Below are 12,921 nucleotides of genomic sequence, written 5' to 3'. Positions count from 1 at the left end.
GTGGCCCGCCGTCACGCCGTCGTGGCCTTCACCTGCCTTTCGTGCAGTACGGCGGGTGTGCCGACGGTCGTGGTGTTACTTGACGCCCAGGTTGACGAAGTCGTACATGCCGGAGTAGCCGTCCGTGCTGTAGACGTTGGCCAGGCGCGAGGAGCGGAAGTTGATGAACTTCTCGAAGACGAACGGGAGGTAGTAGCCGCCCTCCATGACCTTGTGGTTGAGGTCGGTGGCGATCTGCTCCTTCTTCGTCTTGTCCAGCTCGTTGTTGAACTTGTCGAAGTCGCCGTTGATCGCCTTGTCGTCGATCAGGGCGTAGTTGTTGTTGCCGTTGTCCAGCGTGAAGCGCGAGTCCCACAGCGGCTGGCCGTAGCCCTGGACCGACGGGAAGTCGGGGCCCCAACCCATGATGATGATGCCGTAGTTCTTGGACTTGACGACCTTCGGGTTACCGATGATGCCCGCGGTCTGCGCGCCGTCGTACTGGTCGATGTCGGCCTGGATGCCGATCTTCTTCAGCGAGGCCTGGAGCGAGGTGGCGGTGGCGACCTCGACCGGCTTGTTGTTGCGCACCGCGATGGTGGTCTTGAAGCCGCTCGGCTTGCCGCAGGCCTTCAGCTCTTCCTTGGCCTTGGCGGTGTTCGGCGCGCCGTCGTTGGCGGCCATGCCGTACGGGTCGTACTTCTGGCCCTCGGAGCCGGGCACGGACGGCGGCAGCATGTTCGTGCCGATGTCGCCACCGGCCTGCGGGCCGCCACGCGCCGTCTGGAGCGACTTGTGGTCGGCGCCGTAGAGGACCGCCTTGCGGCAGTGGATGTTGTCGAAGGGCTTCACGCTCTGCGGGAAGACCGCGTAGCGGATGTAGCCCGAGACGGGGTTGTCGATGTTGGCCTTGTGCTCCCTGAGCGCCTTCGTGCGGCCCTGCGGGGAGAGACCCGTCTGGTTCAGGTCGAGGTCGAACTCACCGTTGAGCAGACGGTTGTCCATGTCGTCCGCGTTGGTGAAGAACGTGATCGTGATCTTGTCCGGGAGCGCCTTGCGGACCGGGTCCGAGGCCTGCTTCCACTCGGTGTTGCGCACCAGGGTCAGCGATTTGGCGGGCTTGTACGACTCGAACTTGTACGGGCCCGAGGAGAAGGGGTGCAGTCCGTACTTGGACTTGGTGTCCTTGTCCTTGCGCACCGGCGAGGACGAGGTCATCGCGAGCATTTCCTCGAAGTCGGAGTTCCGCTTCGGGAGCTTGAAGACGATGGTCTGGTCGTCCGGCGTCTGGATGGCCTTCAGGCCCTCCTTGGACGTGTCCTTGTACGGGCCCTTGTACTTGCCGTCCGGGTCGAGCACGTTCTTGATGTAGACGGGGCCGCCGGAGAGGACGTCCTGCGCCCACTGGCGCTCGATGCCGTACTTGACGTCCTGCGACGTGATCGGCTTGCCGTCCTCCCACGTGACACCCTCGCGCAGGTGGTACGTGTAGGTCTTGCCGTCCGAGGAGATCTCGGCCTTGTCCTTGGCGAGGTCGGGGACCACCTCGGCGCCCTTGGCACCCGGCTCGGCCGCGTTGGTCACGAGCTGACGGCTGTAGTAGCGCATGAAGTTCCACGCCATGCCGTAGTAACCACGCGTGGTGTCCCAGGAGTCGGCGTCCTGCACGGACGCGAACTTGAGGGTGCCACCCTTCTTGGTGGACGCGTTGGCGACCTTGTTGTTGGCCGCGTCGAAGCCGGCCGCCTTGGCACCGCCACCGCCACTGCTGCCGTTGCCGTCGTCGGAGTCGCCTCCGCCGCAGGCGGCGACGGACAGCAGCGCCGCGATCGCCGCGGTCGCCGCGAGGGCCTGCTTGCGCCGCCCGGTCGAGTGGGTCTTCACGATCTGGGTTCCTCCGTGTCGTTGACGTCCCGCGGGCGCGGGAGCCGTCGTGGATTGGGCGATTAGCGGGAGCCCCGGGGGTCCAGCGCGTCCCGCACGCCGTCGCCGAGGAGATTGAAGGAGAGGACGGTCACGAAGATCGCCACACCGGGCACGACCATGTACATCGGGTCGGTCTCGTAGTAGCTGAGCGCGCTGGAGAGCATCTGTCCCCAGGAGGACGACGGCGGCTTCACGCCGACCCCGAGGAAGCTCAGCGCGGCTTCGTTGAGGATGTTCGTGGGGATCATCATCGTCGTGTAGACGATGATCGGCGCCACGAGATTGGGCATCAGTTCCTTGAAGATGATGTGGCTCTTGCCCGCGCCGAGGCTCGTCGCGGCCTCGACGTACTCGCGCTCGCGCAGGCTCAGCGTCTGGGCGCGCACGACGCGGCCGACGTTGGGCCAGCCGAAGAAGCCGATGACGAGGATCATCACGAAGACGCGGACGCTCGTACCGGACATCCCCAGCATGTCGTTGGGCATGACCGAGACCAGCGCGATGATGAAGAGCAGCTGCGGGAACGAGAGCAGCGCGTCCATGACGCGGCTGATGAGCGCGTCGACCCAGCCGCCGAAGTAGCCGGCGAGGACACCGAGGACGGTGCCGAGGGCGACGGCGACGAGGGCGGAGAGGAAGCCGACGAGGAGCGAGATGCGCGCGCCGTAGAGGATGCGCGCGAAGATGTCCCGGCCGTTGACCGGCTCGACACCGAGCCAGTGGTCGCCGCTCGCCCCGCCGAGGGAGCCCTTGGGGGTCGAGAACAGCGGGTCGATGAGGCTCTCGTGGTACGAGTCCGGGTCCTGGCCGTACAGGTGCGCGATGAGCGGCGCGAAGAGGGCCACGAGGACGAGTACGGCGACGATCACCCCACCGCTCAGGGCGAGTTTGTCGCGCTTGAGGCGCTCCCAGGCGATTCTGCCCAGGGAGCGGCCCTGCACTTTCTCCTTGGGCATGCCGGCCTTGAGATCGGCGGCCGAGGGTGCCATCTCCGCCGGCTCATGCAGTGGTGCCGTCATCGTGCCAGCGACCCCTCTCAACCGGCGGTGGCCGGCCCACACTTGCCGCCCGAAGCGGCCTGTCGAACTGTCGTACGCGGGAACGATCCGTCCCTGAGCACGGAAGTCTTCATCCCGCCCGCACACGGCGGCCAGACCCTCCGGCCAAAGGTTGCGCAACCGTGATCCGTATTCGGTTTCACCGTTATCCGCAAAGCGGTCAACGCAACCCGAACAGAGGGGAGTTACTTCGTTCGATGACGGCAAAGCGCACCGATGCACCACCTGCGTCAATATCGGATATCACTACGGAATAACCCCAGCACACCCTTGAACTCGTCCACATGGTGGACGAGTTGGGACCGGTGTCCGTCAACTGAGCAGGCAAAGAGCAGCACATGGGGGGAGAGGGGGGCATGGGGGCACAGAGGCGTGCGGGTGGGGGCGGGTCGGTGCGGGTCGGTACAGGAAGGCGCAAGGGGTGCGGGAGGGGTGCGGTGGGGGCAGAGGCGGGCATTAGCACCTCGGGGGTGCTTTCGGTGCCGGGCTGTGGATAAACGGCCGTTACGCGAAATCGCCTCACTCGGAGGAGTGAGGCGATTGATGGGAAGTGCGGAGTTGTCCACAGATTTTTGTGGCGGGGGCGGGGTGGGGTGGGGGTTGGGGGAGGATGGTATTGGGGTCGCCCCCCGGGAGGGAGGGGGCTGTCCACGCAGCCTCAGCCTTGCGGCCCCGCATACGGCGACGCCCGGAGGGAGGGGACTGTCCACGCAGCCTCAGCCTTGCGGCCCCGCATACGGCGGCGGATACCCGTACCCCCGCCCCGCCCCCTGCCCGGGAACCTGCCCCGGCACCTGCCCCGCCCCCGCCCCCGGCGCGTGCGCCTCGCGCGTGTAGAACGGCCGGGTCCGCTCGCGCAGCCACTGCGCGAGCGGGTCGTGCGGGTCCATGAGGGAGACCGCCATGACCGTGAGGTCCTCGGGGAGCGCGGTCGAGGAGAGGCGGAGCATCGTGTGCGCGGCCTCGACGGACCGCGGGCCCTCCTCGTAGAGATCGAGGCCGATGGCGAGGCACGGCAGGCCCGCGGTCGGCTGCACCCAGGCGCGGTGCAGGCCGCGGACGACGGTCGTGCGGTGCGCCTGCTGCGTGAGGAGCGCGTAGAACTGGGGCAGTTCGATGGTCGGTTCGGCGAGCCGCAGCGGTCCGGCCGGCTGCGTCGCCGGGCCGAGCGCGACGCGGCGCAGGTCGGCCCAGGGGATGCCGATGCCGCCTCCGGGCGCGTGCGGGTTGAGCCACAGGCCGCGGCGGGCGGGGTAGAGCGCGCCCGCCACCGACTCGCCCCGCTCCAGGACCTGCGCGCGGCTCCAGCCGCTCACCGCGAGTTCGCCGGGCGAGGTGACGCAGGGCGCGTAGGAGTGCCCGGCCACGTCCATGGAGCCGTACCGCGCCTCGGGCGAGCCCGGGGTGCCGGAGAAGAGCAGCATGTGGACGCTGCTCGTGGCGAGGGCGTGCAACAGCGCCTCGTAGGAGTCGAAGCGGCCCGGTACGACCTGCCGCAACGCCTCTTCGAGGTACTCCCCCGTCCCCGGCCGCGTGCGGCCCGGGATCTCGCCCCCGGCCGCCGTGCCCGACGCACTCACCTGTGACCGCCCCTTCGTCGTGAATCGACCGCCCCACCGTACTGGCCCCTGTCCCGGAGCGCAGGGTCGCGCCGCGCGCGACCTCCGGTCAAAGCCTGGCGCGACCTCCCGTCACAGCCCGGCCCGGTCTCCCGCGAGGCCGCGCGCGACCTCCCATCAAACCAGTTCGGCGCGCGAACCGGTCCTCGCGCGGTCCCCGCCGGCTCAGTACCCCGCGGCCGTGTGGAAGGGGCGCACCCGGGCTCGCAGCCAGTCGGCGACCGGGTCCTGGGCCACGTCGAGGAGGATCAGGTTGACCGGCCAGGCGACGGGGGCCCGGCCGAGTGCGCGGCCGAGCGCGTCGAGCACCGCCTCGCCGCCCGCCGGGTCGCTCAGCTCCACCCCGACGAAGAGGGAGGGCGGCTGGTCCTCGACCTCCGCGAGGCAGCGGCGCGCGGTGCGCACGAGGCCGGTCACGGCGAACTCCTCGGCGGCGGCGCTCAGGAAGTCCACCGGGTCCACCTGCCAGTCCGGTTCGCGCAGCCGCACCCGGCCGCCGCTGCCGGGCCCGTCGAGCACCGTGCGTCCCGCGCGGCACAGTTCGGCGACGGCGGGCGGGGGCAGGGGCACGGTGACGGTGCCCTCGGGGTTGAGGAGGATGCCGAGCTGGGCGGGCAGTCCGCGCGCGAAGTCGATCGCGGCGACCTCGGCGAAAGGCGTGTACGTGCCCATGACGCCGAGGAGTTGCTCCTGCGAGCTGAAGACCGGCACGTACGCCTGCCCGTCCAGTTCGACGGCCTGGAGGTCGAGCGCCATGCTCTCGGGACCGCCGCCCCTGGGCAGCGGCACCCATATCGTGGCGCGCCCGAGCGTCTCGACGATGCGCCCGCCCGCGCCCGGCACGCCCAGCGAGGCGACGAGCACCTGCTCCAGCTCGTTGCCCGGCCATCCGCCGTACGGCGCGGTCTCGGCCGTCGTCTGCGCCGGAACGTTCATCCGCTTCCCACCCTGAGCCCGCGGGCGCCTGACCCGCTGTCGTTCACGGCCGCCACTGTGCGCGGGGCCGCCCTCGTTCGCTGCTTGCGGGCGCACTGTAGCGCGCGACGCCGACAAGCGACCCGGTCCCGGCCCGGCTCAGCCGTCGCCCGCCCGGCGGGGCGCGGGCAGCGCGGGGGGTGCGACGGGGGGCGTGGCGGGCGGTGCCGCTCGTGGTGCCGTCGGGGGTACGAAGTCGAGCCCGGCCAGTTCGGCGGCGGCCTCGCGGTCCAGCAGGACGAGGTGGGCGCAGCCGTGCGGGAGCCGCCCGCGCGCCGCCCGCGCGCGCAGTCCGCTCGCGGCCCTGCGGTGGCGGGCGAAGGCGTAGCGGCTCACCTCGCGGCCCCGGGCGCGCTGCCCGGCGCGGGCGAGTGGCGGGGAGACGTCGAGGAAGAGCAGGTGGAAGCGGGTGCCGCGGCGCCGGGCGGCCAGGGCGAGCAGGGCCCGTACGAAGGGCAGCGTCCCGCAGTCGTGCACGAGGAGGCTCTCGTGCGTGGTGAGCGCGGCGCGCAGCAGGACGCGGTAGTGGTCGAGCCGGACGAGCGGCCGGTACAGGGCGTAGGGCAGGGCGGGCAGTCTGCCGGTCCAGCGCTCGCGGGTGTCCTGCGAGTCGATCGTGCGGGCGGTGGCGAGGCGGGCCAGGAGCGTCGACTTGCCGCTTCCCGGGAGCCCCGAGACGGCCACCAGGTCGCCCTCGGCGAACCGTAGCCGCCGGGGGGCGTACGGGGCGCCTTCGCGCAGGTCCAGGACGCGGGGTGCGGCCTGCCGCACGGGCGCGTCCCCCGCCGTCCGCCGCGCGGGCCCGTCCCCGGTGTACGTGGCGGCTTCCCCCGTACCCCCGCCGCCCTCGCCCCCGCCGTGCCCCGTACCGCCACGCGCGCCCGTCCCCGCGCGCTCCCCGGTAGCCCCGCGCTCCCCCGTACCGCCGCGCTCCCCCGCGCCGTCACGCTCCGTTCCGGTCCGCTGCCGCATCGCGCTTCCTCCCCCGTGCTCGCGGTCCGCCCGCCGCACACTCCCCCAGAGTAAAGAGAAGGTAATGCGGACTACCGGGACAGTGCCCAGCCGGGGGGTGCGGGAACCCCGGCGTGACGCACCTCGCCGCCGGGGGGCGGGATGCCCCTTCTGTCGCCCGGGACGGCGTGCGATGATGGCGGCGATCGACCGCTTTCCCACAGCTCGACGGCCTCGGGGCCCGAGGGCTGGACAACCTCATACCGGCCGCTTGAATCCGCGCGGGAGAGTCCCGGGAGCCGCACAGCCGCTCCGGGGCGCCGAAGGAGCAAGTCCCTCCCTTGAATCTCTCAGGCCCCGATACCGCGCGGGCGAGGCACATCTGAAAAGCGGGCCGGGCGACCGGTCCCACCCACGGTGCAAGTCCGCCCGCCGCGCGCGGGTCATGGCGAACCTCTCAGGTCCCGATGACAGATGGGGAGGAACTACCTCGCCCGTCTCGTTTCTGGGAGCCGACCGCATGAGCGACACGCCAGACACCGCCCCCCTCCGCAAGACCGCGCTCGACGCCGCGCACCGCGCGCTCGGCGCGACGATGACCGACTTCGCCGGCTGGGACATGCCGCTGCGCTACGGCAGCGAGCGCGAGGAGCACACGGCGGTGCGCGAGCGCGCCGGGCTCTTCGACCTCTCCCACATGGGCGAGATCACCATCGCGGGGCCGCAGGCCGTGGACCTGCTCGACTTCGCGCTCGTCGGCAACATCGGCTCCGTGAAGGAGGGCCGCGCCCGCTACACGATGATCTGCCGCGAGGACGGCGGCATCCTGGACGACCTCATCGTCTACCGCACGGCCGCCGACACCTACCTCGTCGTCGCCAACGCCTCCAACGCGCAGACCGTCCTCGACGCGCTGCGCGAGCGCGCGGCCGGTTTCGACGCCGAGGTGCGCGACGACAGGGACGCGTACGCGCTCCTCGCGGTGCAGGGCCCGGCCGCCGCGCCCGTCCTCGCGAAGATCACCGACGCGGATCTGGACGGGCTCAAGTACTACGCGGGCCTGCCGGGCTCGGTGGGCGGCGTCGAGGTCATGATCGCGCGCACGGGTTACACGGGCGAGGACGGTTTCGAGCTGTTCTGCGCGCCCGCCGACGCGCCGAGGCTGTGGGGCGCCCTCTTCGCGGCGGGTACGGAGTTCGGGATGGTGCCGTGCGGGCTCGCCTGCCGGGACACGCTGCGGCTCGAAGCCGGGATGCCGCTGTACGGGCACGAGCTGAGCACCGCCCTCACGCCGTTCGACGCGGGCCTCGGGCGCGTCGTGAAGTTCGAGAAGACGTCGAACGAGGGCCGTTTCGTGGGCCGTGCGGCGCTGGAGGCCGCGGCCGAGAAGGCCGCGAGCACTCCGCCGCGCAAGCTCGTCGGGCTGATCGCCGCGGGGCGTCGCGTCCCGCGCGCCGGGTACGCGGTCGTCGCGGACGGGCAGGTCGTCGGCGAGGTCACCTCGGGCGCCCCGTCCCCGACGCTCGGCAAGCCGATCGCGATGGCCTACGTGGACGCCGCGCACGCGACGGCGGGCGCGGAGGGCGTCGGCGTCGACATCCGGGGCAAGCACGAGCCGTACGAGGTCGTCGCGCTGCCCTTCTACAAGCGGCAGAAGTAACCTCCGCGAGTCACCGGACGCGCGCGAGTCGCGGCCCACTCGCCTGCCCGCGCCTTCCGCCCCGTTCCTTCCGCACCCCCTTTTCCCACCACTCCCCCGCGTACAGGAGAATTCAGGCCATGAGCAACCCCACGAACCTGCGGTACAGCAAAGAGCACGAGTGGCTGTCGGCCGCCGAGGACGGCGTCTCGACGGTCGGCATCACGGCGTACGCCGCCGGTCAGCTCGGTGACGTCGTCTACGCGCAGCTCCCCGAGGTCGGCGACAGCGTCGAGGCCGGTGAGACCTGTGGCGAGTTGGAGTCGACGAAGTCGGTGAGCGACCTGTACTCGCCCGTGGGCGGTGAGGTCACCGAGGTCAACGCGGACGTCGTCGAGGACCCCTCGCTCGTCAACTCGGCGCCCTTCGAGGGCGGCTGGCTCTTCAAGGTGCGGGTGAGCGAGGAGCCCGGCGACCTGCTGAGTGCTGAGGAGTACGCGGCCTTCGCGGGCTCCGACGACTGACGACGCCGCCGACGACGACGCCGCGCGGTCCTCGCGACCGCGCTCCCGAACTCGATAGGGACTGAACTCTTGTCTTCGCTCCTCAACACCCCGCTCCACGCGCTCGACCCCGAGGTGGCCTCGGCGGTCGACGCCGAGCTGCACCGCCAGCAGTCGACGCTGGAGATGATCGCCTCCGAGAACTTCGCGCCCGTCGCCGTCATGGAGGCGCAGGGCTCGGTGCTCACCAACAAGTACGCCGAGGGCTACCCGGGTCGCCGTTACTACGGCGGCTGCGAGCACGTCGACGTGATCGAGCAGCTCGCGATCGACCGGGTCAAGGCGCTCTTCGGCGCCGAGCACGCCAACGTGCAGCCGCACTCGGGCGCGCAGGCGAACGCCGCCGCGATGTTCGCGCTGCTCAAGCCGGGCGACACGATCATGGGCCTGAACCTGGCCCACGGCGGTCACCTGACCCACGGCATGAAGATCAACTTCTCCGGCAAGCTCTACAACGTCGTGGCGTACCACGTCGACGAGGAGACCGGCCGGGTCGACATGGACCAGGTCGCGGAGCTGGCCCGGGAGGCCCGGCCGAAGCTCATCGTGGCCGGCTGGTCGGCGTACCCGCGTCAGCTCGACTTCGCGGCGTTCCGCCGGATCGCGGACGAGGTCGGCGCGTACCTCATGGTCGACATGGCGCACTTCGCGGGCCTCGTCGCCGCCGGTCTGCACCCCTCCCCCGTGCCGCACGCGCACGTCGTCACGACGACGACGCACAAGACGCTCGGCGGCCCGCGCGGTGGCGTGATCCTGTCGACGGCCGAGCTGGCGAAGAAGATCAACTCGGCGGTCTTCCCCGGTCAGCAGGGCGGCCCGCTGGAGCACGTGATCGCGGGCAAAGCGGTGGCCTTCAAGGTCGCGGCCTCCGAGGACTTCAAGGACCGCCAGGCGCGGACCCTGGAGGGCGCGCGCATCCTCGCGGAGCGCCTCGTCGCCGCCGACGTCACCGAGCACGGCGTCTCGGTCCTCTCCGGCGGTACGGACGTGCACCTCGTTCTCGTCGACCTGCGCCACTCGGAGCTGGACGGGCAGCAGGCCGAGGACCGTCTCCACGAGGTCGGCATCACCGTCAACCGCAACGCGGTCCCGAACGACCCGCGTCCCCCGATGGTCACCTCGGGGCTGCGCATCGGCACGCCGGCGCTCGCGACGCGCGGTTTCGGCGCCGCGGAGTTCACCGAGGTCGCCGACATCATCGCCGAGGCCCTCAAGCCGGGCCACGACGCGGCGAAGCTCCGCGCCCGGGTGACGGCGCTCACCGAGAAGTACCCGCTGTACCCGGCGCTGGGCGCCTGAGCCGGGTCACGCCCGCGGGGGCCTTTTCGCCCCTTTCCGGCCCGTCCCGCACACTGGGGAGTGACCCCGGCGTGCGGGACGGGCCGCGCGCCCCCGTACCCCTTCGTTCTTCTTCGTTCTTCCGCACGTCCCCCGTTCCCGGACGGACAACGGCGTCCGTCTTTTGAGGAGTGTTCCGTGGCCATCTCGGTCTTCGACCTGTTCTCCGTCGGCATCGGCCCCTCCAGTTCGCACACGGTGGGCCCCATGCGGGCGGCCCGCATGTTCGCCCGCCGGCTCAAGAACGAGGGGCTGCTGGTGCCGACCGCGCGGGTGCGCGCCGAGCTGTTCGGCTCGCTCGGTGCCACCGGTCACGGGCACGGCACCCCGAAGGCGGTGCTGCTCGGTCTGGAGGGTGCCTCGCCCCGTACCGTCGACGTCGAGCACGCCGACGAGCGCGCCGAGGAGATCCGCACCGGCGGGCGGATCTCGGTGCTCGGGGCGCACGAGATCCCCTTCGACTACGACGAGGACCTGGTCCTGCACCGGCGCGAGGTGCTGCCGTACCACGCGAACGGCATGAGGATGTTCGCGTTCGACGAGGCGGGCGCGCTGCTCCTGGAGAAGACGTACTACTCGGTCGGCGGCGGTTTCGTCGTGGACGAGGACGCGGTGGGCGAGGACCGCATCAAGCTCGACGACACCGTGCTGAAGTACCCCTTCCGCACGGGCGACGAACTGTTGCGGCTCACCCGCGAGACGGGGCTCTCGATCCCGGCGCTCATGCTGGAGAACGAGAAGGCGTGGCGCACCGAGGACGAGATCAGGGCCGGGCTCCTGGAGATCTGGCGCGTCATGAAGGACTGCGTGGCGCGCGGCATGTCCCGCGAGGGCATCCTCCCCGGCGGTCTGAAGGTCCGCCGCCGGGCGGCGGCCTCGGCACGTCAGCTCCGCGCCGAGGGGGACCCGCTCGCCCGCGCGATGGAGTGGATCACGCTCTACGCGATGGCGGTGAACGAGGAGAACGCGGCGGGCGGTCGCGTCGTGACGGCGCCGACGAACGGCGCGGCGGGCATCATCCCGGCGGTCCTGCACTACTACATGAACTTCGTCCCCGGCGCGGACGAGGAGGGCGTCGTGCGCTTCCTGCTCGCGGCGGGCGCGGTCGGGATGCTCTTCAAGGAGAACGCGTCGATCTCGGGCGCCGAGGTCGGCTGCCAGGGCGAGGTGGGCTCGGCGTGCTCGATGGCGGCGGGGGCGCTCGCGGAGGTCCTGGGCGGCAGCCCGGAGCAGGTCGAGAACGCGGCCGAGATCGGCATGGAGCACAACCTGGGCCTGACCTGCGACCCCGTCGGCGGCCTCGTCCAGATCCCCTGCATCGAACGCAACGGCATGGCGGCCGCGAAGGCCGTCACGGCGGCCCGCATGGCCCTGCGCGGCGACGGCAGCCATCTCGTCTCCCTCGACAAGGTCATCAAGACGATGCGCGACACGGGCGCCGACATGTCGGTGAAGTACAAGGAGACGGCCCGGGGCGGGCTCGCGGTGAACATCATCGAGTGCTGAGCGGATAGATCCCGACCAGTGCCTTCGTGTCTTTCGGCGCTGTCGGGGCCTTCCCTGCTTACACGGCGGAAAGTCCCTGAAAACGTGCTGGGACAGACGTGAAAGTCACGACGGCGCAGGCACGTCAGGCCCTGCTCTCCCCTCGCGACCTGGCGCACTTGGTCACGGAAGCGGAGATAGACGAACTGTCCCGTGGGGTGTACCGGCGGGCAGACGCCCCGGAGACCGCGCACGCGGATCTGCTGGCCGTGTGCGCACGGGCTCCTCGCGCCGTCGTGTGCGGTGAATCCGCCCTGGCCCTGCATGAGCTGATCGACGACATCCCCGCAGCAGCACACATCGCCGTGCCGCGCGGTACGCGTCGCCCGACGATTTCCTACCCGCCGACCGTGGTGGCGCAGTATGCCGCGAAGACCTTCGGCCTCGGTGTCGAACGGTTCGAGGCAGCCCCGGGAGAGACCATCCCCATGTATAACGCAGCCCGCAGCGTCGTCGACGCGATGCGCCACCGCAACCGCCTCGGCGAGACCCTTGCCCTGTCCGCGCTCGGCCGCTACCTGCGCCGGAGCGGGCGAGGCGGAGTCGGCGAACTTCAGTACTTCGCACGCGAGTTGGACGCTCTCTCCGTCGTCCGCCCCGCCGTAGAGGCGGTGCTCGCCTGATGGCCAACCCCACCCGAAACACCACCGTCGGCCGCGTCTACAACGACCTGCGCAACCTGGCCCGCCGCACCAGCCGGTCAACGGACGAGGTCATGGTCGAGTACGTCCTCGAACGGTTCCTCTACCGCCTGGCCTCATCACCCCTGGGCCGGGAGCACTTCGTTCTCAAGGGTGGCCTGCTGCTCGCCCAGTTCGGCGCACGTCGAATGACCCGCGACATCGACATCCTCGGCCGCTCGTTCCCAGGCACAGAAACCGAGATCATCCGCAGGGTCGCGGCCATCGCCGCCACCGAGATCGACGACGGCGTCGCATTCGATCCCACGACGCTCAAGACCGTTCCCATTCGCGAGGAGGACGAGTACCACGGTCTGCGCCTGTCGATGGCCGCCTCCATCGCCCGAGCACGACTCAAGCTCCAACTGGATATCAGCTTCGGTGACCCCGTCACCCCCGGCCCCCGGATCGTCGACTACCCGCAGCAACTCACGACCGACAGCTTCCAGCTCCTCGGCTACCCACTCGCCACCGTCATCGCCGAAAAACTCTCCACCGCCCTCTCACTCGGCGACCTCAACACCCGCGACCGCGACTACGGCGACCTCCACCGCCTGCTCACCCTCAACGACCTGGACGGCCAAGAACTCACCACAGCGCTGACCGCCACCGAGGCATCACTCTGAAACCCCTCAGCACCACCATCAC

The 12,921-nt window shown here is 70.7% G+C and carries 11 protein-coding genes and 1 riboswitch; of the genes, 6 read left to right on the top strand and 5 right to left on the bottom strand.

Annotated elements, in window-relative coordinates:
• Positions 1 to 75: 75 nt before the first annotated feature.
• From ACIP4O_RS14415 to ACIP4O_RS14395, 5 genes are all read right to left on the bottom strand, one after another.
• Complete coding sequence (locus ACIP4O_RS14415; protein WP_401574766.1) at positions 76 to 1,863, bottom strand: ABC transporter substrate-binding protein; 1,788 nt, start codon at positions 1,861 to 1,863, stop codon at positions 76 to 78.
• A gap of 62 nt (positions 1,864 to 1,925) precedes the next feature.
• Positions 1,926 to 2,924, bottom strand: a complete 999-nt coding sequence (locus ACIP4O_RS14410; protein ID WP_361333486.1) for an ABC transporter permease — start codon at positions 2,922 to 2,924, stop codon at positions 1,926 to 1,928.
• 755 nt (positions 2,925 to 3,679) lie between these two features.
• Positions 3,680 to 4,543 (bottom strand): enhanced serine sensitivity protein SseB C-terminal domain-containing protein, encoded by an 864-nt coding sequence (locus tag ACIP4O_RS14405; protein ID WP_401574765.1) that lies wholly within the window; start codon positions 4,541 to 4,543, stop codon positions 3,680 to 3,682.
• 204 nt (positions 4,544 to 4,747) lie between these two features.
• Positions 4,748 to 5,518 carry an enhanced serine sensitivity protein SseB gene (locus ACIP4O_RS14400; RefSeq protein WP_401574764.1) on the bottom strand — a complete coding sequence of 257 codons (771 nt, stop codon included), beginning with the start codon at positions 5,516 to 5,518 and terminating at the stop codon, positions 4,748 to 4,750.
• A 138-nt stretch (positions 5,519 to 5,656) separates the two neighbouring features.
• On the bottom strand, positions 5,657 to 6,529 hold the full coding sequence (locus ACIP4O_RS14395) for an AAA family ATPase (protein ID WP_401574763.1): 873 nt from the start codon (positions 6,527 to 6,529) through the stop codon (positions 5,657 to 5,659).
• A gap of 251 nt (positions 6,530 to 6,780) precedes the next feature.
• A riboswitch (glycine riboswitch) is annotated at positions 6,781 to 6,884 on the top strand.
• Positions 6,885 to 7,028: 144 nt separating this feature from the next.
• Here ACIP4O_RS14395 and gcvT point away from each other — a divergent pair.
• The 6 genes from gcvT (at position 7,029) to ACIP4O_RS14365 (ending at position 12,899) form a co-directional block, all read left to right on the top strand.
• Positions 7,029 to 8,168 (top strand): glycine cleavage system aminomethyltransferase GcvT, encoded by a 1,140-nt coding sequence (gene gcvT, locus ACIP4O_RS14390; protein ID WP_401574762.1) that lies wholly within the window; start codon positions 7,029 to 7,031, stop codon positions 8,166 to 8,168.
• Positions 8,169 to 8,287: 119 nt separating this feature from the next.
• Complete coding sequence (gene gcvH / locus ACIP4O_RS14385; protein ID WP_361333500.1) at positions 8,288 to 8,671, top strand: glycine cleavage system protein GcvH; 384 nt, start codon at positions 8,288 to 8,290, stop codon at positions 8,669 to 8,671.
• A gap of 69 nt (positions 8,672 to 8,740) precedes the next feature.
• A complete protein-coding gene (glyA, locus tag ACIP4O_RS14380; protein ID WP_361333502.1) occupies positions 8,741 to 10,009 on the top strand; it encodes a serine hydroxymethyltransferase in 1,269 nt (422 codons plus the stop codon).
• A gap of 177 nt (positions 10,010 to 10,186) precedes the next feature.
• The gene (locus tag ACIP4O_RS14375; RefSeq protein WP_401574761.1) at positions 10,187 to 11,554 is read left to right on the top strand and encodes an L-serine ammonia-lyase; all 1,368 of its coding nucleotides are present in this window, start codon (positions 10,187 to 10,189) and stop codon (positions 11,552 to 11,554) included.
• Between the two features lie 98 nt (positions 11,555 to 11,652).
• Positions 11,653 to 12,216 (top strand): hypothetical protein, encoded by a 564-nt coding sequence (locus ACIP4O_RS14370; RefSeq protein WP_401574760.1) that lies wholly within the window; start codon positions 11,653 to 11,655, stop codon positions 12,214 to 12,216.
• Complete coding sequence (locus tag ACIP4O_RS14365; protein ID WP_401574759.1) at positions 12,216 to 12,899, top strand: nucleotidyl transferase AbiEii/AbiGii toxin family protein; 684 nt, start codon at positions 12,216 to 12,218, stop codon at positions 12,897 to 12,899. The genes ACIP4O_RS14370 and ACIP4O_RS14365 overlap by 1 nt, the downstream gene beginning before the upstream one ends.
• The last annotated feature ends 22 nt before the right edge of the window (positions 12,900 to 12,921 follow it).

Origin of the sequence: Streptomyces sp. NPDC088923 (assembly GCF_044749745.1) — a bacterium.
Classification (GTDB): Bacteria; Actinomycetota; Actinomycetes; order Streptomycetales; family Streptomycetaceae; genus Streptomyces.
This window is presented reverse-complemented; position numbering and strand designations above follow the sequence as displayed.

Bases quoted from the DNA above. Each gene is read 5' to 3' on its own strand.
- ACIP4O_RS14395 (WP_401574763.1), bottom strand. From the start codon at position 6,529: ATGCGGCAGCGGACCGGAACGGAGCGTGACGGCGCGGGGGAGCGCGGC.
- gcvH (WP_361333500.1), top strand. From the start codon at position 8,288: ATGAGCAACCCCACGAACCTGCGGTACAGCAAAGAGCACGAGTGGCTG.
- ACIP4O_RS14365 (WP_401574759.1), top strand. From the start codon at position 12,216: ATGGCCAACCCCACCCGAAACACCACCGTCGGCCGCGTCTACAACGAC.
- ACIP4O_RS14410 (WP_361333486.1), bottom strand. From the start codon at position 2,924: ATGACGGCACCACTGCATGAGCCGGCGGAGATGGCACCCTCGGCCGCC.
- gcvT (WP_401574762.1), top strand. From the start codon at position 7,029: ATGAGCGACACGCCAGACACCGCCCCCCTCCGCAAGACCGCGCTCGAC.
- ACIP4O_RS14400 (WP_401574764.1), bottom strand. From the start codon at position 5,518: ATGAACGTTCCGGCGCAGACGACGGCCGAGACCGCGCCGTACGGCGGA.